At 36.4% G+C, this 23,546-nt stretch carries 17 protein-coding genes; 10 read left to right on the top strand and 7 right to left on the bottom strand.

Annotated features, from left to right (window positions below; all coding sequences use genetic code 11):
* Window positions 1–17: 17 nt before the first annotated feature.
* Window positions 18–1,346, top strand: coding sequence for a tRNA lysidine(34) synthetase TilS (tilS, locus tag QMO11_RS15110; RefSeq protein WP_282038052.1), 1,329 nt, complete (start codon window positions 18–20; stop codon window positions 1,344–1,346).
* A gap of 666 nt (window positions 1,347–2,012) precedes the next feature.
* Here the strand turns inward: tilS and mnmA (QMO11_RS15105) are convergent.
* A complete protein-coding gene (gene mnmA / locus QMO11_RS15105) occupies window positions 2,013–3,086 on the bottom strand; it encodes a tRNA 2-thiouridine(34) synthase MnmA (RefSeq protein ID WP_282038051.1) in 1,074 nt (357 codons plus the stop codon).
* 243 nt (window positions 3,087–3,329) lie between these two features.
* Here mnmA (QMO11_RS15105) and QMO11_RS15100 point away from each other — a divergent pair, with 243 nt between their 5' ends.
* The 6 genes from QMO11_RS15100 to QMO11_RS15075 all read left to right on the top strand — a co-directional run bounded on the left by QMO11_RS15100 (window position 3,330) and on the right by QMO11_RS15075 (window position 11,928).
* On the top strand, window positions 3,330–4,994 hold the full coding sequence (locus QMO11_RS15100) for a nucleoside kinase (protein WP_282038050.1): 1,665 nt from the start codon (window positions 3,330–3,332) through the stop codon (window positions 4,992–4,994).
* A gap of 16 nt (window positions 4,995–5,010) precedes the next feature.
* Window positions 5,011–5,334, top strand: coding sequence for a DUF2752 domain-containing protein (locus QMO11_RS15095; protein WP_075601753.1), 324 nt, complete (start codon window positions 5,011–5,013; stop codon window positions 5,332–5,334).
* Between the two features lie 80 nt (window positions 5,335–5,414).
* Window positions 5,415–5,756, top strand: a complete 342-nt coding sequence (locus tag QMO11_RS15090; RefSeq protein ID WP_075601754.1) for a TM2 domain-containing protein — start codon at window positions 5,415–5,417, stop codon at window positions 5,754–5,756.
* A gap of 153 nt (window positions 5,757–5,909) precedes the next feature.
* Window positions 5,910–7,142 (top strand): tRNA 2-thiouridine(34) synthase MnmA, encoded by a 1,233-nt coding sequence (gene mnmA / locus QMO11_RS15085; protein WP_282038049.1) that lies wholly within the window; start codon window positions 5,910–5,912, stop codon window positions 7,140–7,142.
* A gap of 83 nt (window positions 7,143–7,225) precedes the next feature.
* Complete coding sequence (locus QMO11_RS15080) at window positions 7,226–8,035, top strand: RluA family pseudouridine synthase (protein WP_282038048.1); 810 nt, start codon at window positions 7,226–7,228, stop codon at window positions 8,033–8,035.
* 695 nt (window positions 8,036–8,730) lie between these two features.
* On the top strand, window positions 8,731–11,928 hold the full coding sequence (locus QMO11_RS15075) for a T9SS type A sorting domain-containing protein (RefSeq protein WP_282038047.1): 3,198 nt from the start codon (window positions 8,731–8,733) through the stop codon (window positions 11,926–11,928).
* A 31-nt stretch (window positions 11,929–11,959) separates the two neighbouring features.
* Here the strand turns inward: QMO11_RS15075 and QMO11_RS15070 are convergent, their stop codons facing one another.
* Complete coding sequence (locus tag QMO11_RS15070; RefSeq protein ID WP_282038046.1) at window positions 11,960–12,976, bottom strand: AraC family transcriptional regulator; 1,017 nt, start codon at window positions 12,974–12,976, stop codon at window positions 11,960–11,962.
* A gap of 144 nt (window positions 12,977–13,120) precedes the next feature.
* On the opposite strand from QMO11_RS15070, the gene QMO11_RS15065 reads away from it, so the two are divergent.
* The 3 genes from QMO11_RS15065 (at window position 13,121) to QMO11_RS15055 (ending at window position 17,112) form a co-directional block, all read left to right on the top strand.
* Entirely contained in the window at window positions 13,121–14,779 is a 1,659-nt protein-coding gene (locus tag QMO11_RS15065; protein ID WP_282038045.1) for a DUF6807 family protein, read from the top strand.
* 83 nt (window positions 14,780–14,862) lie between these two features.
* Window positions 14,863–15,711: a sugar phosphate isomerase/epimerase family protein gene (locus QMO11_RS15060; RefSeq protein WP_282038044.1), complete on the top strand. Its 849-nt coding sequence runs from the start codon at window positions 14,863–14,865 to the stop codon at window positions 15,709–15,711.
* Between the two features lie 18 nt (window positions 15,712–15,729).
* Window positions 15,730–17,112, top strand: coding sequence for a Gfo/Idh/MocA family protein (locus tag QMO11_RS15055; protein WP_282038043.1), 1,383 nt, complete (start codon window positions 15,730–15,732; stop codon window positions 17,110–17,112).
* A 152-nt stretch (window positions 17,113–17,264) separates the two neighbouring features.
* On the opposite strand, the gene QMO11_RS15050 is transcribed toward QMO11_RS15055, so the two are convergent.
* The 5 genes from QMO11_RS15050 to feoB all read right to left on the bottom strand — a co-directional run bounded on the left by QMO11_RS15050 (window position 17,265) and on the right by feoB (window position 23,391).
* Window positions 17,265–17,561: a heavy-metal-associated domain-containing protein gene (locus QMO11_RS15050; protein WP_075601761.1), complete on the bottom strand. Its 297-nt coding sequence runs from the start codon at window positions 17,559–17,561 to the stop codon at window positions 17,265–17,267.
* A gap of 42 nt (window positions 17,562–17,603) precedes the next feature.
* The gene (locus QMO11_RS15045; RefSeq protein WP_282038042.1) at window positions 17,604–19,817 is read right to left on the bottom strand and encodes a TonB-dependent receptor; all 2,214 of its coding nucleotides are present in this window, start codon (window positions 19,815–19,817) and stop codon (window positions 17,604–17,606) included.
* Window positions 19,818–20,143: 326 nt separating this feature from the next.
* Window positions 20,144–20,626: an HYC_CC_PP family protein gene (locus QMO11_RS15040; RefSeq protein WP_282038041.1), complete on the bottom strand. Its 483-nt coding sequence runs from the start codon at window positions 20,624–20,626 to the stop codon at window positions 20,144–20,146.
* A gap of 45 nt (window positions 20,627–20,671) precedes the next feature.
* Window positions 20,672–20,896, bottom strand: coding sequence for a FeoB-associated Cys-rich membrane protein (locus QMO11_RS15035; RefSeq protein WP_282038040.1), 225 nt, complete (start codon window positions 20,894–20,896; stop codon window positions 20,672–20,674).
* Between the two features lie 2 nt (window positions 20,897–20,898).
* Window positions 20,899–23,391, bottom strand: coding sequence for a ferrous iron transport protein B (gene feoB / locus QMO11_RS15030; protein WP_282038039.1), 2,493 nt, complete (start codon window positions 23,389–23,391; stop codon window positions 20,899–20,901).
* Window positions 23,392–23,546 lie beyond the last annotated feature (155 nt).

Here is a 23,546-nt window from a genome sequence, read left to right as displayed (position 1 = left end):
AATAAAATTTTCAGAAGGTGTTACAGCAGTTTAAAAAATATATCCATGAGTCGTGCCAAGTTAAAGACTCCGCTAAAGTATTAGTTGCCTTAAGTGGCGGGGCTGATTCCATGGTGTTGTTGCATCTATTGTCGCAAGCCAATATTCCTGTTATTGCAGCGCATTGCAACTTTAATTTGAGAGGTTCAGAATCCGATGCTGACGAAGGTTTTGTGCGCACTCAATGCAAACATCGAGGTATTAAATTATATGTAAAGCATTTTGAAACTAAAGAATATGCAGCAACACATAAAGTTTCAATTGAAATGGCTGCCCGCGACCTTCGATATACTTGGTTTAATAAATTAATTGAAAATGAGGGAGCCAACTATATAGCCACAGGTCACCATAAAGATGATAGTATCGAAACCTTTTTTTTAAACCTAACGCGCGGTACAGGTATTAAGGGTTTAATGGGTATCAAGCCAAAAGTTGGGAATATTATTCGTCCATTACTGACCTTTACACGTACTCAGATCGAGGAATTTTGTAAGCAAGAGCATATTCAATATGTCACTGACTCTAGCAATCTTGAGTCGGTGTATACGCGAAATAAAATAAGAAATAAGATTCTCCCTCTGTTCAAACAAATAAATCCGTCATTTGCCGAAACCATGATGCAAAACATGGATGTTCTATCGCAAGTAGAAGCTATAAAAGATTCTTCAATAGAGGCTATTCGCAACAGAATTGTAGTTGATCAAGATGGCGAAATGCTCATCTCTCGCAAGCACTTAAATGAATTAGACCATTTGCTGTTATTTTTATTCGATTTGTTAAAACCACTTACTTTTAATAGCAGCCAAATAAAAGAAATTGCCACTTGCCTCAATACCAAAAGTTCAGGTAAACAATTTTTTTCGCGCACACATCGTTTAATCATCGATCGTTTCAATATCATCGTTTTACCAAAAGAAGAGGGTATTGACGAGTCGCTTTTCTTTATTGACAGTTCAGTAAAATCCATAACAGATCCACTTCAAATTGATATTAACTCAAATATTGAAGCAGCCGAGTATACTATTAAAAAAGATTCAACCATTGGCCAGTTTGATGCCGATTTACTAGAATACCCTCTTACTGTGAGACGTTGGAAACATGGCGATCAGTTTCGTCCTTTGGGTATGAAGAACTTTAAAAAACTAAGTGACTTCTTTATTGATCAAAAATACTCTCTTAAGCAAAAAGAAGATGCTTGGTTATTGCTATCAGGAGGTGATATTATATGGATTATTGGCGATAGAGGAGATGATAGATATAAAATTACCGCTAAAACAAAACGAGTAATTACCTTTCAAATTAATTAACAGGGCAGTTTAACGGGCTTTCCACTATAGTAGATATTTTGGTTGTCAGCTTTTATATGGTCGGTGCGTGGGCTTCCTTCGGTCGCATCCGCCACTTAAAGCTACCTAAACCCAAACCAAAAAGGGCTACCACTTGGTATAAAGCCAGTAAGTTGGTGCCTTAGCATTAGCAAAAGCCATCTAGTAAAGATTAGCTATCCTATAGTAATATCAATTATTTGATGATGTTTTAGGTATAAGTTGCGAGCAATAATCAATACAAGAGCAAACAGCCATTTTTCATTAAAACCAGTGTTTATAGGGCGAGCGCCAATACAAAATACGCACCATCCAGTTTAAACTGAGGGCCATCCAGTGCAAACTAAGCAACATCTAATACAAAATACACACCAGCTCATGTGATTTATGTGCAAGCTAATTAGCATAACAAACCATCTCATATAAATTACAGATAAGCTGATGTTAATTACCGGTAAGCAAATATAAATTACGCTCCATCCATCCCTAAAAATAGAAGATCTAATACCAAATTTACGACGGAGGCCTCAGGTTATTAAAGCTTTTGGCGGCACTAATGAAGAGCTATAGAATAACCAACATTTGTTTTAAAAGAAAGGGATTCAACAACGGTTGATATCCCTTTTTTTATGTAATCTCAATTGCTATCTATTTAAATTCCACCTCATTCACAAAGCCACCACCCATAACAATATCATTTTTATAAAACACAACCGATTGTCCGGGAGTGAGAGCCCAAACTGGTTCAGAAAATTTAATATGTAGTTTATTCTCTACCTTATTAATAGTGCATGGCGTTGGAGCTACAGCATCTAATCCTCTAATACGCGCATCAGCTTTTTGTACCCTATTAAAGTAGTTCGGATCACAGCTCATAAAATCATCAATGATAATGGAATCAGACATGAGTTTATTTTTAGGCGATGTAATAAGCGTATTTTCGTTGGCATTAATTTTGGCTACGTATTCTCCATGGTTTTGCTCAAGGTTTAAACCTCTTTTTTGTCCAATAGTATAATGTGCCACTCCTTCATGTGTGCCAATCTTTTCTCCAGATTCATTAACAATACAGCCGGGTATATTTCCCGTACTTTCAGGTTTATTAGTTTTAATGTAATCTCGGTAATCTTCGCCCTGTAAAAAGCACACACCCATGCTTTCTTTTTTTGTAGATACACGTGCAAAACCTAGTTCCGCAGCTTTCAATTTCACTTCCTTTTTATTGTACTTAGCCAAGGGAAAAACACAGCGACTTAATATCTCTTGCGATAAGTTCCATAGAAAGTACGATTGGTCTTTACTAGGATCCTGACCTTTTTTGATGTGATAGAACTCATTGCGTACAGCAATATCAACGTAATGGCCCGTAGCAATTTTATCACAATTATATGTAGTAGCATATTCTAAAAGAAGCTTCCATTTGATAGTTACGTTGCAACGTACACAAGGGTTTGGTGTGCGACCTTGAGCATATTCATCAACAAAGTAGTCAATAATTTCGCGTTTAAAATCATCATAAACATCAATGGTGTGATGTTCAATTTTTAGTTTGGCTGCCAAATCTTTGGCATCCTGAATAAACTGAGTTGACTTTTCAGAAGAAAGAGGCGAAAGTGTGTTAAAGGTGATACCCACTACCTCAAAGTTCATTTGTTGCAGATACCATGCACACATCGAACTATCCACTCCACCACTCATACCCAATAAAACCCTTTTTCTCATCTCTCTAAAATTAGTAAAATCCAGATACCTGGTATTATTTACAACTACCCTTTACTGTGATTTAATTATTTCATCAGTCAGTAAAGCTTTGATGGGCAAAAGTACAAAGCTCTTTTATTCTGCGAAAGTTTAGCGGCATATATGTTCTTATACCGATATAATTATGCCAAAGCTGCCCGTTTACTATCTAAAATTATGTAATTTGCTTTTCTAAAGTTTTTCTGAAATGAAATGATTTAAACTATGGCAAAGAATATAAGAGTAAAGTGCATCAATAGTAATAATTATATTGAGCTTGATCGTGGAATAACATTAAAAGAGATCGCTAACAGAGAAAATATTACACTACAAAGCGATATGCTGGGTGCATTAGTTAATAATAGGTTAGAGCGATTAGATTTTGAGCTCTTTCATCCTAAAACAATTGAGTTTATTGATATAACACATCCTGATGGGATGCGCATGTATATACGTAGTTTATCGTTTCTATTATTTGTGGCCTTGGAAAAAACCATTCCAGGTGCTAAGTTGCGAATTGAGCATTCCGTATCCAAAGGGGTGTATTGTAAGTTGGCTAACACCGATGAACTTGATATTGAAAAAGTAGCTGAAGTATACGAGTGTATGCGTAATTTGGTGAAGCGCAATATCCCTTTTCAGTGTATTGAAGAAGAAGCAAGTACTGTTAGAGATATCTTTGTTGAAGAAGGATTTATTGATAAAGCTGGTTTAATTACTAGCCGAGGACAAAGTTATTCAACTTACTATACATTAGAAGAAAAGGCGGCTTCCTATTATGGCCATTTGGTTCCTTCCACAGGATATTTGAAAGTATTTGATTTACAAAAATATTATAAAGGAATTTTGTTACTATTACCACAGCGTTTCTCGCCAGAAGAGGTGGAGCCTTTGGTGATTCAGAATAAGATGTTTGAAATATTTCAGGAGTATAGCCATTGGAATAAGGTTTTGAATATCACAAATATCAATGATCTCAATGCGCTTTCCAGGAATGGTGATTCTGAGACTTTAATTAAAGTATCTGAAGCTTTTCATGAAAAGAAGATTGGCCAGATTGCTGATAAAGTAGCCGAGCGAAAAGAAGAGGTGAAGATTATTTTAATAAGTGGACCTTCGTCTAGCGGTAAAACAACTTTTAGCAAAAGACTTGCTGTTCAGCTAATGGTAAATGGCTTACGCCCTAAGAATTTGTCGTTGGATGATTATTTTGTAGATAGAGAAGCCACACCACTTGATGAAAATGGCGAGTTTGATTTTGAAGCACTAGAAGCCATTGATGTAGAACAATTCAATACCGATCTAAGTAGTCTTCTTAAGGGCGATGAGATTGAAGTGCCTAAATTTTCGTTTGAAACAGGAAAGCGTTTTTACGATGGTACAAAAATGCAGCTACACGAAGGGGAAATTCTTGTGGTTGAGGGGATTCATGGTTTAAATCCTCAGTTAACACACTCAATTAAGGATAGTCATAAATTTAAAATATATGTATCTGCTTTAACGGCTATTAATATTGATGACCATAATAGGATACCCACTACCGACAATCGATTAATCAGACGAATAGTAAGAGATTATAGGTATCGAAATTATTCTGCGGCAGATACCATTTCAAGGTGGCAAAGTGTTCGAAGGGGAGAAGAAAAACATATCTTCCCTTATCAAGAAGAAGCCGATGTGATGTTTAATACAGCTTTGTTGTATGAGTTATCAATTTTAAAGCATTATGCCGAGCCTATATTGTTAGAGGTAGAAAATAATAAAGCTGAATTTGCTGAGGCTAACAGACTGCTTTATTTCTTTAGTTATTTTAAGCAGATGGCAGAGAAGAATATTCCACCCACTTCAATAATTAGGGAGTTTTTAGGGGGTAGTAGTTTTTCTTACTAGTAAACAATCACCAAAAATGACATTAAGTAACCTACAATTTACACCTAAGCGCTTTCACCTTGAAGCACTGATTTGGATAGTAGCGCTGATAAGTTTGGCTAATATGGATCCGACGGCAGAGCAGCATTATACCTTTTGTTTATTAAGCAATTTAGGTTTCGACTTTTGTCCGGGTTGTGGTATCGGTCATTCCATATCGAGTACATTAAGAGGCGATTTTTTGCAAGCCTTTAGTTATCATCCCTTGGGAGCTTTTGCAATTCTTATGTTATTGTATCGTATTTTTATTATTTTTAGGCAAAACCCATTATTTATAAATAAACAGACCATCGTGAAATAATTCTAAGCCATTGAGCACTTGTTGGTGCTTGTATTTAAGTTTGGGTTGTTTTATGCGGACTTTAAACAATTAAAAAAAACATGAAAATTATTAACTTATTACCTGAAGTTGATCTTGAAGAAGCTCTGTTCATAGATAACTTGTTAAAAGACAAAGACGATGAGCAAATTAAAAGTTTTGCTAATGTGTATCGTGTACGCAGAAAAGATCCACAAACGTTTTTGTTATTGGCTTTAGCCGGATTTGTTTGTTTTTCAGGCATTCATCGTTTTTATGCAAATCAAATTGGAATGGGATTATTGTATTTCTTTACAGGAGGTTTGTGTTTTATAGGAACAATTGTAGATTTAGTAAATCATAAAACATTGGCATTGGAGGTTAACCAAAAGTCGGCCATGGAAGTAGCTGCATACCTTCAATAATAGTATCCTTATTTTTAAAAGATAATAAAAAGCTTGCTGCTAGTATTCTAGAGCAAGCTTTTTCTTTTATATAGCTTGCTGATTGTAATTGGTTCAATTATTGTATCTTTGTGCGCTAATTCTCAAACAGGTACATGTTGTATTGGTTTGTTAATGGCTTATTATCAGAATAAAGAAGTAAAGTTCATGGAAAAGAAGAAGGTAGTTATAGGTTTATCAGGTGGTGTTGATTCAAGTGTTGCAGCGTACGTGCTTAAGGAGCAGGGGTATGAAGTTATAGGCTTGTTTATGAAAAACTGGCACGATACAACTGGTTTGCTTGAGTCGGATTGCCCATGGCTTGAAGATCGTTTTGATGCCATGTCAGTAGCTAAAAAGCTCGATATTCCTTTTCACTTTGTCGATTTAAGTGAGCAGTACAGAGCGCGTGTGGTCGATTATATGTTTAGCGAGTACGAGAAAGGTAGAACGCCAAACCCCGATGTGCTTTGTAATAGAGAAATTAAGTTTGATGTTTTTTTAGATAAAGCCTTTGAATTAGGTGCTGATTATGTAGCTACGGGTCACTATTGCCGTAAGGAAACCATTATGAAAGATGGACAAGAATACCATCGTTTATTGGCAGGTAGCGATAACAATAAAGACCAGAGTTATTTCCTTTGTCAGTTATCGCAGCAGCAATTGTCTAAGGCATTGTTTCCTGTTGGAGATATTGTAAAGCCCGAAGTACGCCGAATTGCCAATGAGTTGAACTTAATTACAGCGCATAAAAAAGACTCACAAGGAATTTGTTTTGTGGGTAAGGTTGACTTGCCAGTGTTCTTACAGCAAAAGTTAACTTCTAAAAAAGGGAAGGTTTTTTTAATTGATAATGATTCTGATCTTTACAAAAGAGATTGGCAGCAAGCCATTGATAACCCTACTGATGAGGTATTAGAAGAGTTATCGAAGCCTTTTATGTTTCATCCTAAATATGGTACAAAAGTTGGTGAGCACGGAGGTGCGCATTTCTATACCATTGGTCAGCGTAAAGGTTTAAATATTGGTGGTTTTCCTGAGCCGCTTTTTATTATAGGTACAAATATCGATTACAATCAAATATACGTTGGTATGGGTAAGCAAACCCCAGGTTTATACCGACAAGTTTTAAAGGTTGATAAAGATGAATTGCATTGGATTCGCCCTGATGAAGAATTAAAGGTAGGAGAAAGTCGAAGATTACAAATACGAATTCGTTACCGTCAGCCTTTGCAGGAGGGGATCATTCATCGCCGTGAGGATGGTATGTATGTGGTATTTGATCAGCCACAGCGAGGTATTGCTCCGGGGCAGTTTGCCGCCTGGTATGTTGAGGATGAGTTGATAGGTTCAGGTGTAATCTCATAATTATCGAAGCTTCGAAACAAAATATAATAGAAACCCACATAGTTGAAATATTATCAGATAAGCAACGTTTATCTGAATATGTTTTGGGTAGGTTTAAAACTTATCCCACTAATAGTGGGATAAAAAAAGCCATCAAGAGGAATCAAGTTCTATTGAATGGTAAAATTGGAAAAACATCCGATTTTGTTAGCGGTGGCGAGCGTATTCAACTGCTCGAACCCTTATTATCAAAACCCAAACCAGTAATTGATATTCCCCTTCAGGTTCTTTTTCAAGATGAATATTTTGCTGTAATTAATAAACCTGCAGGAATTGAGGTAAGCGGCAATAAAAAGTGGACGCTCGAAAATGCTCTATCCAATCACATTTCAAAAAGTAATTTATCAGATGCTTTAAACCGAGCACAACCGGTGCACCGATTGGATTATCCCACTAGCGGAGTTCTGATGGTTGCAAAAACGGCGAGCATGGTAATTGCGCTCAGTAAGATGTTTGAACGCAAAGAAATTCAGAAATACTATTTAGCCATCACCATTGGAGCAATGCCATCAGCATGTGGCGAAATAAAAGAGCCGGTGGACGAAAAGCCCTCGCACTCCACTTACAAAGTTATTCAAAGTGTAGCATCGCCTCGTTTTGCGCAATTGAATTTGGTTCAGTTAGAACCGCATACAGGCAGAAGGCATCAGTTGCGCAAGCATATGTTACATATTGGGAATCCTATTTTGGGCGACTTACTTTATGCCAAGGAAAATTTAGCCCTTAAGGGGAAGGGTTTATACTTGCATGCGCTTAAAATTGAGTTTAAACACCCCATTAGTAATGAAGCACTCAGCATATCGGCCCCAATACACGCAAAGTTTAGTAAGATATTTACGGAAATTGAGCCATAAGGCATCAAATAAAGTCCGTAGGCAAGCTAGTTTAAGCTGTAAGGGCTCATTTACATTAAGGGCAAGTACCTTTTTTTCCTAAATATGTCCTGTTAACTCAAGGGCAGGGCTCATTTCAACTTTAGGCATGCATTTACATTAAGGGCAAGCACCTTTTTTGCTAAATATGCCCTGTTAACTCAAGGGCAAGGCTCTTTTCCACTTTAGGCATGCGTTTACATTAAGGGCAAGCACTTTTTTTGCTAAATATGCCCTGTTAACTCAAGGGCAAGGCTCATTTCAACTTTAGGCATGTGTTTACTTTAAGGGCAAGCTTCATTTGCATTTTGTGTATACATTTAACATTAAGGGCAAGCTGTATCTGCACCTTAATGATTTGATTAATGCTGTATAAACCAGACTATAGTATTAATATACAATAGGCATTTCTTTTTTAAATGGAATATTTACCACTCTTATCAATAAAAAATATCCCTCAATTATTTTTTTAAATATTTAAAGCTTTGAATCATCAGGAAGTATTATTGCGAATAAATATTCGTTAGTTCTCCATTTTTGGGAACATGAGCTTGATAAATTTAACTAGGACATAGTACGAGCTAAATAATTTAAAAATATACTTCTTGAAGAAAGAAAAAGCGAATGTTATTGTGCTTGAGATACAGAGCCATAATTAATACGAAAAAATATTTCCCATGAAAAGAACTCTAAAACTACTCTATTTATCTTTAGCAATGCTATTGCCCAACATTTTCAGTATTGTTCATGCTCAAGTTAATCTTGAGGATTTACCGCATTACAACCAAGATGTTTCAGGAGTTTGGCGACAAGTGGCTCCCGGAATGGCAGGGAGTAACCGCGCCATTTACACCGATGCAGTTGATCCTTTAAAAGTGTGGGTAGCACCCGATATGGGTAATGATTATTTATCTAACGATGGTGGAAAACATTGGGAGAGTATTATCCCATTTGATGGAGTATGGAATTGGCGCAATACCTTAAGTGATGAATGTGTGATGAGCGATTTTAAGGACAATAATATTGTTTTGAATTTGCGTCAGAAAGACATTCAATTTAGCACCAATGGTGGGAAGTCATTTAGTACCATAAACGATTACGCATCTGGTGAAGAGCCAAACTCTGTTTGGTATACTGCAGCAGCGCATCCCACAGAAGGGGGAACATGGTATGTGGCCAATGGACTTGCTAACAGATACCTTCGTACGGGGGTAAATACAAACCCACTCACTAATATTGATGTTAACCAGCCCAAGGTTTGGAAAATTACTAACATTACTACAAACTCAAGAACCATTGAAGCTGTGTCGGACAATGGAATGGATGCACAATCGGCAGTATTTGATTTATTTTGTCATCCCGATACTGAAAACTACCCTGAGATGCTATTTGCTGCTACTTCAACAGGTTTTTACCGAAAGGATAATGCATCTGCAGCTTGGTTAAAAATATCAGCGGGATGTTCAAGAGCCGATTTTCAATGGGACGGTAGTGTCTTGAGTGTTTTTGTTTTGAAGCAGACAACCTATCAGGTAGTTGATAATATACTTTTATCAGATGGAGGTGTTTTTAAAAGTACTACTCCCGAAATAGCTACCCTTAATTCTGGATGGCTTGATAAAACGGAAGGCCTACACATTGATTTATCGACCTTAGATATTAATAAAACGCATTACAGATCAATGGTAAAGGCTTGGTTTGGCTATTCAAATGGCGAAGAGGAATTGGTTGGAATACCAGAGTCATATTTGCATGATTATGCTGATATAATATGCGATCCCACAGACCCTAATAAAGTTTACATGTCTGTATGGGGAGGTACTATAGCTAAACTCATCACAGGATCTGTATGGGCTTCTAAAGATGGAGGCAATAGTTGGTATGCTGCTTTACGCCCAGGTAATGGTTTTACCAATGATGCGTATTGGAAAGATAAACAGCCTGAGCATTTAAATAAGAATGTTGAAATTGGTGTGCATGATAAAAAATTCCCCGACTTTGTTAATTACGGCAAGCGTGGAGTGCGTTCAATGGCTATTGCTGTTGACGGAACCTTGTATGCAAGTGCCATTAAGGGATATTTAACTATAAAGTATAATGCTGATGAGGATGAATGGCTTAGCCTAGATAATACACAAGATGGTGATTTGTTTTACGGACATGGTAATGCCAATACAGGTGCATTTTCGGTTGTGCCTGATATTCACCGCCCAGGAGAAATGTTTTTACTTCAATACGAAGCTTCTGCTTATAAGTCTACTACGCAAACGCATCCTGATTATCCGGGTATTGTAGGCGTAAAACGCGTACCTGAGCTAATAGATATAGGTCCCAAGTGGGCTCCTGGTCAGCCAATTTTATCGCCATCCACATTGGCTAGTCATCCTACAGATCCTAATATATTTTATTATATGTCTACCCGCACGGGAGATATTAGTAAATGTACTGTAGGTGAAACTGAACACGAAATAATGGGAGAACCAATTGAAGTGCCCAATACCACAATTGTTTCAAACATGAAGTGTGCGTATTGGTCTGATTTGCGTATTGCTTCAGACGGAAAGACCATGTATGCCATTGCTGAAATTATTGATACAGATAATCGGCCAATGGGGCAGGTGAAAATTTTTAATCCGGATTCTCAAAAAGGCATTTATAAGAGTAATGATGAAGGACGCACCTGGATGTGTATGAATAGCGGTTTGCCAAAAACAGCAGGAGGTAGAAATGCTTCGGGCTTAACGCGAGGAAATAATAGTGCCAGTGTAAAAGCATTAATTATGGACCCTTCGGATGAGGATTGTTTATATGCTGCCGTAAAAAGATATCGTGCTCCGGCAGGAGAATCAGGTTGGGTAGAAGGAGGACTTTACCGAACAGCGAATGCGAGTGCTCAATGGTCTGAAATATTAATTCCTGAAGGGATAAAATCTTTATGGGATGTTTGGATTCATACAAATGATGGAATGGGTAGTAAAATATTTATAGCTGGCGGAGGCGAAAGTGATGTTTCAAATTGGGGCGAAGGCGGTGTTTGGGTTGCCGACTATAAAGCAAACGGAAATTATACGGTTTCAGATTGGCAAAAGATATTTGAACATCCATTTGCATCAATAGTGAGAACAAGTCCGAATAATGCAGAGCATATTTTAGTAGTTACGCGTGAATCCACAGGAAATAGTAAAAAGGATGCAGGTACTTTTTATTCCTTAAGCGGAGGTTCTGAAAACAATAATAGTGCTTGGACGAAATTTAATACGGGTCGCGGAAGTATGATGATTGGGGCTATTGCTTTTGATACAGGAAATCCTAACAGAGTGTGGTGCTCGTGCGAATCATCAGGTACTTATACTGCTTTAATAAATACATCAAAAATTGGTGAAGTTGACAGTATTGCCATAAAACAAATTGACACTAATGTAGAGTTAAACAAGAAAATTAATTTAAACTGTAATGTGTATCCCTTGGGGATTACGCCAATAACACCCATGTGGAAATCATTAAATGAAGATATCGCAACAGTATCTAACACAGGCGAAGTGACTTTGCTAAAGGAAGATAAAGTGGGTATTGTGGCTTTTATCAATAAAGGGGATGAAGTAATCAGTGATACTTGTTGGATTAATCCTATGGATAACGGTATTGCTAGCCATAAATATGAAACAATTCAATTATACCCGAACCCAGTAACAGGGGATAAATTGCACTTTAGCAACAGTAGTTATAGTAACAATTATACCATCTATAACGCAAGTGGCAATCCAATTGTAAATGGATTTGTAAATTCTAATAGTATTGATGTGAGCGCATTAATAGCGGGTATGTACTATATTATTATTGATAATAAGCGCTTAGTTAAGTTTATTAAGGTATAGGTTAATATATTAGTAAGTAAGGGCGGAATGCCTATTTTTCAGTTCCTAACTTACTTATTCTATATTCCATAGGAGCTATTTTATAATGTTTCTTAAAAACTTGTGTAAAGTATTGATTCGAAGAGAAACCACAATCGAAAGCAATTTCGGTTATTGATTTATTGGTATGCTGAATAATAAGATCGCGGGCCTTTTTTATTCTTAATTGAGTAAGGTAGTTCATAGGTGTTGAGTTGGTAATTTCGTGACAATACTTTGAGAATTGCGTACTCCCAAGGCCACAATATTCAGCCATCTTTTTTAAGCTCCAAGGTTCTGTTAGCATCGAATCTAAATCCTTAAGAAATATAGCCACACTTCGTTGGCTTTTAATAAGTGAATCATTCAATAGGGGCTTTTCTTGTGTAAATAACTCTAAAAGCAGAATAAGTATCTCATTAATGAGGATTTTAATTTTAGAGTCTAAAAACGCTTTTTTGTTTTCTTTTATATGATGGCCAATTTGTACAAAGCACTTTTTTATTTCGGGCCCAACCTTCCAAACAGGCTGTTCATTTCTTCTAAGGATGTTAGTGAGCGTATTGAGGTTTTCTTTATTGAGAATAATCCAATCAGGCCAAATCCATTCTTGATGCGGTTGGCGCACTTCAACATCAATAATAAACCAATGTAATTTACTTGAGTCAATATTAGGGTTACCCAATCTGTGAGGAATCCAAGGGCGTGTTATGGTTAAGGTATTTGGACTTAGATGATGGATGTGTTGGTTAAGTTCAAATTCAAGACTTCCAGTTTCTAAAAAGCAAATTTCAATACCTTCATTTCTATGCCAATCTAAACCCCAAATTTGTTTTTTACTTGCATTCCAATAACCGATATTTTTTATGCTTGTAAGATCATTGTCATTTAATGGATATCCGGCATACGTTCCGCGCTTTAAAGCTTGCAACTCTATCTCATTATTTAGCCATGCTTGCTCTAATGGTTCACACGAATCGGGATTGTGAATTATACCATCGGTAGATGTGTAAAGTGTATTATCGTTCATGAATAGGATGATAGATGTTGTAAAATATTTCAGTGTAAGATAATGGAATATTTTGTATCACTAAACAATTATAATTGTAGACATTAAATAACAAGTGTTAGGATCTCTTATTTTTAAACAAAATTCACATAAGTATTTAGCGCGATGAGGAAGTGTTTTTTTGCATTTATATTAATTTGGTTTTTTATTGGGATACCCTTAATAAAGGTTGAAGCAAAGTCGAAAATTAAAGTTTTATTGTTGAGTGGAAATAATAACCATAACTGGAAAAAAACTACACCAGCCCTTAAAAATATACTTACAAATAGTCAGTTGTTTGAGGTGCTTGTTACCGAGAAGCCCGAACAAATAAATACTGACATGCTAAGTGATTACCAACTTATATTGAGTAATTGGAATGATTTTCCAAATCAGAATTGCAAGTGGTCTGAAACAACAAAAAGTGCGATCCTTAATTTTATAAAGCAAGGAGGTGGTATTCTTTTTATCCATTCAGCTAGCAGTGCGCATACAGATTGGAATGCCTTTCAGGAATTATCTGGAGCTAGTTGGCGAAAAGGAACCAGGCATGGTAAAATGGCCCAGTTTGAAGTGAATATTAGGGATGTAAATCATCCTATTACCAAAGGGATGAGTAACTTTTTTATTCACGATGAGCTATGGGTTAATATGTATAATACAAATACTTGTAATGTTTTGGGCGAAGCATTTGCTCCTAAAAGTAATAAGGGGATGGATAAAATGGAGTCTGTTATGTTTGAGCGTACTTATGCAAAAGGGCGTTCGTTTAATCTGATTTTGGGGCACAATGAGCAAGTGATGAAAAACATCGGGTTTAAAACCTTGCTTTTACGTGGTGCAGAATGGGCCGCCACCGGAAAGGTAAAACAAGCTATCCCAGATGAACTTAAAGCTCCAAGCGCTTATACCAAATTATCTTGGAAGAAAGAGAAAAGTAGTTTATCATTAATGAATAACGAGAGGGTAGTTTGGCAATACAATTTTGATGTGGATGAGGGGAAGCCTTATTTTCATCCGCTTTCAACTTCTGATGGAACATTGTTAACAGCGCTTAGGCCATTAGATCACCCTTGGCATAGAGGAATATGGCACTCTTGGAAATATATTAATGGAATAAACTACTGGGAAGAAGACCGCAAAACAGGTATATCAGAAGGTACTACCGAGATAAAAACAGTATCCTATACAAAAACAAAGCAGTTTGGTGCTGAATTCAAATTAAGTATTGGATTTCATTTATCAGGCGAAGCTGATATTCTGCAAGAAGATCGTATCATAAAAGTATCACCTCCTGATGAAACTGGAAATTATTATATCGATTGGCAAAGTACAAGCATCGCTATGGCGGATGAGGTAGTTTTGGATAGAACACCAATTTTGGGTGAAGATAAGGGCAAAGCCTTTGGTGGATATGCGGGTTTTTCAGCGCGTTTAAATACCCAACTGAGCAATGTGATAGCTATTAACGATAAATCAGAACAGAATGATTTACATGGTAGCACTTCAAAATGGATTAATTTTCAGATGAAGAGTGTATTAGGAAAGCCAGCATCTTTGGTGATTCTCGACCATCCTGAGAATATGAATCATCCCAATAAATGGTATACCACAATCAATCCAGAAGTGCCTTTTTATTATTTCAGTCCGGCAGTGCTGTTTAGCAACAAACTTGTACTTAAAAAAGGAGAAAAATTCACACTAAAATATCGATTATTAGTGAATAATAATGACTTAAGCCAACATCATATTCAGCAGATGTATGATGAATACGTGTTACAATAAAAAATCTACATCAGTAAACCATTAGTAATTATTAAGTTTTACTGCTCTATTATTAAAACTCAAATCAATTTAAATTTATTTCTATGGCAATTAAAGTAGGATGTTTTGCGTTAATTAACCCTTTTAGCACACTCGATGCGCAGCTCGATCAGATAAAGGAATGGGGCTTTTCAAGTGCCGATTTAACCGATAATTCGGACGGTGCTTGTTTAGGTGCCGAGTATGGATTTACCGCTTTGGCTAGCCTTGATGCCAATCCATTTGATGTAAAACGCATGTTTCATGAGCGAGACCTGGCCCTATCTAGTATTTGTGCGCATGCCAATTTGTTAGATCCAACAGCTCCATCGCGCTATGGTACTGCACAATTAATTAAGGCGGTAAAAATGGCGGGTGCCATTGGAGTTAAGCATGTAATAACAGCAGAAGGAGATGCTAAAACACCATTTGGTAAGAACCTTACGGTATCAGAATCGATCTTTTCAATAACAGAAAAATTATACGAACCCTTAAAGTTTGCCGAAGATTATGGCGTTAAAATTCTTTTAGAACCCCATGGTCATATTACTGATTCCGTTGATTTGATGGGTGATGTACTAGACCGTTGTAACTCCGATGCTTTAGGTATTAACCTAGATACAGGTAACCTATGGTTAGGAGGAGGGGAATCCTTAGAAATGATTGAGAAACTAGGTTCTAAAATTGAACATGTACATTGGAAAGATCTGCCAGAGGAGATGATAGAGCAGAGAGGCAAAGTTTATGGTTGCGGCATGTCAGCTACCGCCTTGGGTGATGGGGTCATCGATATAACATCCATTTATCAGGCACTTGTAAAATCGGGCTTTGATGGTTATACAACCCTTGAAATTGCGGGTGAAGAAGCTGTTTTAAAAAGCTTTCAGTTTTTGAAAAATCTAGGTGCTATTTAATTATAAAGAACAATTAATATGACTATTAACGGAAAGAATATTTCAAGAAGAAATTTTATTAGAAATACCGGAATTATTGCAGCAAGTACTGCGATAATTCCTTCAATTTTTAGTTCGTGTAATACAAAAAAGAAATCGATTAACGGAAAAGTTAACGTGGCTTCAATCGGTGTTGGTGGCCGGGGGAGTAACCATGTTGTGGGAGTTCTAAAGTTGGCAGCTATTGCTCAATTGGTTGCTGTTTGCGATCCGTATGAAGATAGAAGAACAGTTAAAGCTCAAAAGGTAAATGAGTTTTATGCAAAGCAAAAAGGTTTAACATCTTATAACGGATGTAAGGCATATAATCATTTTCAAGATGTTTTAGATAGAGAGGATGTGGATGCTGTTGTTATTTCAACACCCGACCATTGGCATGTGCCAATCGCTATTGCTGCTGCTAAAGCGGGAAAGCATGTGTATCTTGAAAAACCAGTTGGACTGAGTATTCCGCAAGGTCAGAAACTACGAGAGGCAATTAATGATAGTGGTGTAGTGTTTCAATATGGCACGCAACAGCGTTCGGGCAAGAATTTTAGGCACGCCTGTGAACTTACCCGAAATGAAGTGATAGGTAAACTTGAGCGTATTGAAGCGTGGTGCGATAGTGGTAAAAATAATTTTGCACCTATACCAACTGAAGCGGAAGCTATTCCTACAGGATTTGATTACGATTTATGGCAAGGGCCAGCATTAAAACGCCCGTATTCAAAAGTCAGGGCCTCAAATAAAGGCGCATGGTTTATTGATGATTATGCTATTGGTTTTGTTGCAGGATGGGGCGCACATCCTTTAGATATTGCTCAGTGGGGAAATAACACTGATGAAACGAGTCCAATAGAATACTCCGGTACAGGAAGTTTCTTTGCCGAGGATAACATTTTTAATACCATGAATTCTTGGGATATTCATGCAAAGTATGCCAATGGGGTTGATATGCACTTTTGTAGTTACGATGTTGCCAAGCCTATTGTGAGCAAGTATAGACCTTTTATGGGACATGGAACCACATTTTTTGGAAATAAAGGCTGGGTGAGTGTTGATAGAAAAGGAGTTCATGTTAGTAATCCCGAGTGGCTAAATCACCAATTTACGGAAGGTGATATTAGATTAGTTAAAAGTTCTGATCATATGCGAAATTTTATTGAGGCCATTAAAAATGGGACGCCAACAGTTAGTCCAATTGAATCGGCTATTCGATCGGATACCATTAGCCATTTATGTGATATTTTAGTACGTTCAGGGGAGGGTTCGTTAAAATGGAATCCTGAAGCAGAGAGAATTGTAAATCCAACATCCAAAATTACTTCATTATTTACCAAAGAAAGCAGAAGTCCTTATGGGGATATTTTGAACGGATAATTGATAGACATCAATGGTACAACAGTTTTCAAAAAACTATTGTTGTGCTTTTTCAAGCTAGTGCCATTTTTATCAAGCATAGTAAGGAAGGCAAAAAAAGAGGATGAATCATTCTATATTGAGACAGCCTCTTTTTTCAATTTGTATTGTAATTACCCCTTTTTAGCTGGTACAACTTTAGTTTCGTAACCTAACTTTTCAAGAGCTTTTTTAAGCTTATCGCTATCGGTTTTATCGTCGCGGTATTTAATTTTAACCAATTTGGTAGGAATATCTACTTGAATAGACTTAACGCCTTTCTCGTACGAAATATTCTTCATTATTTTTTCTTTACAATCGTGGCAATCAATACTGCACTCGTAAGTTACTTGTTTAACAGTTCCTTTTTCTTTTGCACTAACAAGGTTAACGCTAAGTGTAAATAGTAATACTAATAGTAAATTTTTCATTGGTTTATTATTTTATTAGTTATTATTTTAATGTCTTAAAGTCTATTTTCCAATAATATACTTAACCCCTACATAGGCCATTGCACCATATAAAGGAGCATAAATTCTGCTGGCATCAAAATCAGATCCAAATGGACTATCCGCAGCAATAATAGCATTTTTTTGAGTGTAACTACCTAAATTCTCGCCTCCAACATAGAAACTCCAATTTTTATAATTCTTGGTAATTTGAGCTAATAAAACCACATAGCTTTCTGATCTATCTTCGCGTTGATTTTCAATGGCATTATCTTGGGTTGACGGCAAACGCTGATCGCCATTAAATTGCGCGGTAAAATCAAATTGCCATTTATCCATATTAGTTCGGTACGATGCCGAAATCAAGCCTTTGTATTTATTGGTAAACGGGGTTTCTTGCAATTCGCCATTATAAGTACTTTGTACATCGTTATATCGGTAAGCAGCACTCAAGTCAAAGCGATTAAAAAGTTCGTAACTAGCTTCAATCTGGTAAATATTTGAAAACGATTCTCCATTTAAGTTATAAAAATGTATCTCGTGTGTGTTCTGATCCATATCTACAATCAACTGATTCTGAAAATCGGTTCTATAATACTCAACACTTACATTAATATGCTTTTCACCCACAGGTATCTCGCTTACCATGCTTAGTCCATAATTCCAAGCCTCCTCTTGTTTTAAATTTTCATCAAAATAAAAAGATTTTGAACTGGCCATGTATTTCGAATTTTCACCAATAGCATCAGGTGTTCTGTAGCCCTTTCCGGCACTAGCTCTAAAAGTTATATGCTCCGAGGCATTGTATTTAGCATGAACACGAGGCGTTATAAAGCTGGCGTGTAAAGTACTATAATCGTAACGCAAACCAGCTAAAAAAGAAAAGTTCTCACTCGGAATGTAGTTGTACTCTGCAAATACACCTGTGGTAGTTTCTTCATAACCCACATTATCTCTCGAACCATTGTAAATAGCATCATTATTATCGTACACCACACTTAAACCCGTGTTGTAGGTATGTCGTGTGTCGCCAATATACGATTGAAAAATAATGTTGGCATAAGCATTCTGTTGCAGCACATCATAAGTATCGTTACCATAATACGAATTTCTATCAAAGTAATTGTACGAAAATATTGTACCCAAGCTGGTAGCCTCTCTATCGAATATATAACCATTTTTGGCATAAGCCGAAAAACGTTCCACATCAACATAAATACCGTATAAATCGCTGTCGTTAAACGCGTAATTGTTATGATTGTATCCAACCTGTCCACCTTCTCTTTTTTCGTTGAGGTATGAAAAACCAAACTTAGAACTGAAGTGATCGCTATCGTAATTCCACTGATTCATAAAAGTGGTCATCTGCGACATCGGCTTATCCAAAAAACCATCGTTATTCAAATCCATTTCGCGGAAATTGCCATTGGTATGTGCCATTATCGAGGTACTCCATTTCTCATTTAAATCAAAAGAATATCCAAAGTTTAGCTCCGCTTTGCCATCCAAATTCCCATAAGTGTAAACATGTAAACGCTCCTTACCATCAGGTTCTTTTAACTGAATATTAATTTGCCCAGTAATTGATTCGTAGCCATTTTTAACGGCTGCCGTTCCCTTCGAAACCTGCAAACCTTCCATCCATGTACCCGGAAAATACTCTAAACCAAATGCCGATTCGGCCCCCCTAAGTGTGGGTATATTACCCATAGCTATTTGCGAATATCGACCCGATAATCCCAAAAGCTGAATTTGCTTCACGCCAGTAACGGCATCGGCAAAAGCCACATCAACCGAAGCATTTGTTTCAAAGCTTTCCGATAAATTACAGCAAGCACAGCGTTCCAGCTCCTTACCCGATATATTCTGCACCATACGCGGACTAAGCTTTGAAATACTCTGTGCAGCCGTTCTGTGTGTAACCGTTACCTCTTCAATATCGGCACCCTGATTTAAATAAACCGTAATGGGTTTATGGCTATTAATTTCTAGCGTATCGTTTTGGTAACCTACAAAACTAAAAACCAAAAGGTTTGTATTTTCAGGTGCATGTGGTACCTCAAATTTGCCATCAGCATTTGTAATTGAGCCCGTTGTACTACCCGCCCAATAAACGTTAACACCTATAAGTGGCAATTCTTTATTGTCTTTTTTCTCAAGTACCTTGCCTTTATAGTCTTCGGCATATATCGAAAACGAAAAAAGTACAATACTCAATGTTATAATAGATTTAAGCATCTCGCTAATAAATTTTATGTGGTTAAAATCTCCTCTGTTTTTCGAAACCTGTTAGGGGCTTCCCCTGTGGGGCGGGCTATTCGCTATATCTTTGTTTCGCCAAAAGGGCTCACAAAGGATGCCGCTTCTATCCCTAAGCCAAATCCCACTCTAATACCAACTATTACCATTAATAATTTTAAAATTACTTTACGTTAAAATCAGTGTAATACAGAAAAAAATAAATAGAATATCCCCTTCGCATAATTATATGCATAGGTTGTTATACCAACCATAGAAGTATGTTGGTATTTCTGTAACACAGCATGTGTTACCTCATAAAGTAATTAGCAGTAAACTTTAAATGTATTCAGGTAGGTTACCAAATCACGACCGTAAATCGGAATAGGTTTATGCTCCTTAAAATTGTAATACTGAGAATTGTTTTGAGTAACAATCTCGCTTCTTAATTCTAATTTAATATTCTCAAATGGCAATTCGAGAGTTGAAGGCTCAATAGCTATTTCCTCATTAGAAAAAGAAAGAGGAATATCCAACTTAGCCGTTTTGCTGTTAGTTTGGTGATCATCACAACACTTATCTTCTTCATGAACAGTGCAACAGTCAGCACACGTGTGTAACTCTTCGTGTATTTTATGATGTGCTGATTCAGAACAACTCTCAGCAGTAGAATCTACATAAACGCTTACCACAACCTCGTTAGAGTATTGGCAGAAATGGTAATACATTACCATACCACTAGTACTTACTAAAAATAAGCCCAGCAATAAAAATGCAATACCTCGTTTTATTAAATTCTTAAAAGCCATATACAAATATCCTAATTTTCAGTTTTGATTTGTGTTATCAACTTGTTAATGTGATTTTGTTTTAGCGATTTCCCACTTTCGCGATTCGTATTTATGCGATTTTTTCACCTCCTGAAGTAATTCTGTTTTAGCTGAGCATCCTGAACATCCACCGCCACAGCTCAAACTAGTTTTGCTTATAAAGCTGTTATAAATAACTTTTCCAAACGAAATAGCTACGTAAATAAAGGCTCCTAAAACACTAATTCCGGTTAATATATTTTGTATCATAACTATAGTATTAAACTTCCTATTTGATAAACGGCAAACGACATTAACCATGCCAAGCCTGTGGTGTATACTACTGTAAATATGGCCCATTTCCACGAGCCTGATTCTCGTTTAATTGTAGCAATAACACCAATACAAGGGAAGTAGATTAAGATAAAAACTAAGAAACTAAAAATAACGATAGGAGTAAATGTTTTACTGCCATCTGCATTTTCGGCATTCTTAATATTAGTGGTTAGTGAGTTGGTTTCATCATCTGCATCAGCTTGGTAAATTACAGCCATGGTACTTATTACCACTTCTTTTGCTGCCACACCGCTGAGTATGCTAACCCCAATTTTCCAGTCAAACCCTAACGGACGAATGGTTGGTTCAATAAACTTTCCAATTCTACCAATATACGAATGCGCTTGTCTCTCAAGCGTAATGCGTTTGTTTATTTCGTTAACTTGCTTGCTGTGTTCTAAAGTAAAACTGTTAATATCACTTTCTTGTTCATTATAGTTTACCTCTTTCTCAAACTGATTATTCAATTCTGTTTTTTGAGCCTCAAAATCCTCAGAGAAAACTACATCTTTAGGATAATTGTGCAAAAACCAAATAATAATTGAGGCAACCATAATTATGCTACCTACTTTTTTGAGGTATTGGCCACCTTTATTCCACATGTGCTTAATGGTACTTTTTAAAGTAGGCATTCTGTAAGGAGGTAATTCCATTACAAACGGAACGTCCTTCTCGCGAAATAAAAATCGTCTGAAAATATTTGCCATTATAATGGCTAGTAAAATGCCAAGTCCGTATATGGCAAATAACAAAGTACCAGAATGTTCTGGGAAGAACGCTGCTAAAAACAATATGTAAACCGGTAGTCTTGCACTACAACTCATAAATGGGTTTATCAAAATTGTAATCAATCTGTTGCTTTTATCTTCAATGGTTCGGGTTGCCATAATCGCTGGCACATTACAACCAAATCCCATTATTAATGGGATGAAAGATTTGCCATGCAAGCCCATTTTATGCATGAGTTTATCCATAATAAAGGCGGCTCGCGACATATAACCAGAATCCTCCATAAAGGATATGAAGAAAAACAGAATGAGTATGTTGGGAAGGAAAACAACTACACCTCCCATACCACTTATTACGCCATCAACCAGTAAGCTTTTAAACGAACCATCGGGCATAATGCCGTTTAGAAAGTTCATTAAGGATTCAACACCTAACTCAATCCAATTCATTGGATATTGTCCCAAAGTAAAGGTACTCTGAAACATAAGCCACATAAAGAATAAAAATATAGGAAAACCCCATAATTTATGAGTTAAGAAAGCATCAATTAGTTCAGATCTGCGAACCCTTGTTTTAGAGCTTTCTTGATAAGTTTCTTTTAAAGCACCTGCAATAAAACCATATTTGGCATCTGTAATAATAGTTTCCGAAGTGTCGTTATATTCCTCTTCAATATCTTTAATAACCTTTTCTGTAATCTCCTTAAGGTGACTATTTATAGGTTGATTTAGATACTTCCCATATAGTTCTTTGTCGCGTTCGAGCAATTTAATGGCTAAAAATCGATGCGATATGTTGTTTGGTATATTTCCACTAAGCTGAAATTCTTGGCTTAGTTTTTCAATGGCACCTTCAATTGTTCTACCATAGTTAATTCTAACATGTCGTTTGTTATGGTTTGTATCTTCATAAACATCAATAATTTTATCAAATAATTTATCAAGACCTTTATTTTTAGAACTAATGGTTGGCACAAAATTAAAACCAAGCATTTCGCCTAGTTTTTCATATTCAAATTTGTCGCCTTTTTTCTCAAACTCATCAAACATGTTTAAAGCACCTACAATTCTAACATCCATGTCAATAAGCTGGGTAGTTAAAAATAGGTTACGCTCAATGTTTGAAGTATCTAATACGTTTACTACAATATCAGGTAACTCTTCAATAATGTGTTTTCTAACGTATAATTCTTCAGGAGAGTATGCTGATGCCGAGTAGGTTCCCGGTAAATCAACAATGTTAAATTTGTATCCTTTGTGTGTAAAGTTTGCTTTTTTTGATTCAACAGTAACACCACTGTAGTTTCCTACGTGCTCTTTTGAACCACTTACATAATTAAAGAGTGTTGTTTTACCACAGTTTGGGTTTCCAACTAAAGCTATGTTTATTGATTTTCTTTTTTCTAAAGCGGTTTCTTGGAGAATCTTATCGCTTATGGTACCGAAAAATGGTGTCTCTTGTATTTGTTGCGCATCTTCTTTAGTAACAATTTCTACTAAATTGGCCTCGCTTCTTCGTAAAGAGATTTTATAATCCATTATCTCATACTCAATGGGATCTTTAAAGGGCGCGTTTTTTATTACGGTAACCTTTTTTCCTTTGACAAAGCCCATCTCCAGGATTCTTTTTCTAAAGGCACCATGGCCTTTAACCTTTACAATGACTGCACTCTCTCCTGTTTGTAAATCTGATAACTTCATTAAGAATTCAAAAATATGTTTTTTGATGGTTTAGTGAGAACCACAAAAATACACATCTACTATTAGTATGGCAATACCTATATGTAGTGATTTTGCGTTTTTGTTAAAGAAGATGTGGATTATTAATATGTTTGTGAACAGAAATTAATAAAAGA

This window comes from Saccharicrinis aurantiacus (genome assembly GCF_947489045.1).
GTDB lineage: Bacteria > Bacteroidota > Bacteroidia > Bacteroidales > Marinilabiliaceae > Saccharicrinis > Saccharicrinis aurantiacus.
The sequence above is the reverse complement of the archived record's forward strand: the minus strand, read 5'-3'. Positions and strand labels throughout refer to the sequence as shown.

Coding starts and splice junctions, on each gene's coding strand:
- mnmA (WP_282038051.1), bottom strand. CDS start 3,086: ATGAGAAAAAGGGTTTTATTGGGTATGAGTGGTGGAGTGGATAGTTCG.
- QMO11_RS15100 (WP_282038050.1), top strand. CDS start 3,330: ATGGCAAAGAATATAAGAGTAAAGTGCATCAATAGTAATAATTATATT.
- QMO11_RS15095 (WP_075601753.1), top strand. CDS start 5,011: ATGACATTAAGTAACCTACAATTTACACCTAAGCGCTTTCACCTTGAA.
- QMO11_RS15090 (WP_075601754.1), top strand. CDS start 5,415: ATGAAAATTATTAACTTATTACCTGAAGTTGATCTTGAAGAAGCTCTG.
- mnmA (WP_282038049.1), top strand. CDS start 5,910: ATGGCTTATTATCAGAATAAAGAAGTAAAGTTCATGGAAAAGAAGAAG.
- QMO11_RS15075 (WP_282038047.1), top strand. CDS start 8,731: ATGAAAAGAACTCTAAAACTACTCTATTTATCTTTAGCAATGCTATTG.
- QMO11_RS15070 (WP_282038046.1), bottom strand. CDS start 12,976: ATGAACGATAATACACTTTACACATCTACCGATGGTATAATTCACAAT.
- QMO11_RS15065 (WP_282038045.1), top strand. CDS start 13,121: ATGAGGAAGTGTTTTTTTGCATTTATATTAATTTGGTTTTTTATTGGG.
- QMO11_RS15060 (WP_282038044.1), top strand. CDS start 14,863: ATGGCAATTAAAGTAGGATGTTTTGCGTTAATTAACCCTTTTAGCACA.
- QMO11_RS15055 (WP_282038043.1), top strand. CDS start 15,730: ATGACTATTAACGGAAAGAATATTTCAAGAAGAAATTTTATTAGAAAT.
- QMO11_RS15050 (WP_075601761.1), bottom strand. CDS start 17,561: ATGAAAAATTTACTATTAGTATTACTATTTACACTTAGCGTTAACCTT.
- QMO11_RS15045 (WP_282038042.1), bottom strand. CDS start 19,817: ATGCTTAAATCTATTATAACATTGAGTATTGTACTTTTTTCGTTTTCG.
- QMO11_RS15040 (WP_282038041.1), bottom strand. CDS start 20,626: ATGGCTTTTAAGAATTTAATAAAACGAGGTATTGCATTTTTATTGCTG.
- QMO11_RS15035 (WP_282038040.1), bottom strand. CDS start 20,896: ATGATACAAAATATATTAACCGGAATTAGTGTTTTAGGAGCCTTTATT.
- feoB (WP_282038039.1), bottom strand. CDS start 23,391: ATGAAGTTATCAGATTTACAAACAGGAGAGAGTGCAGTCATTGTAAAG.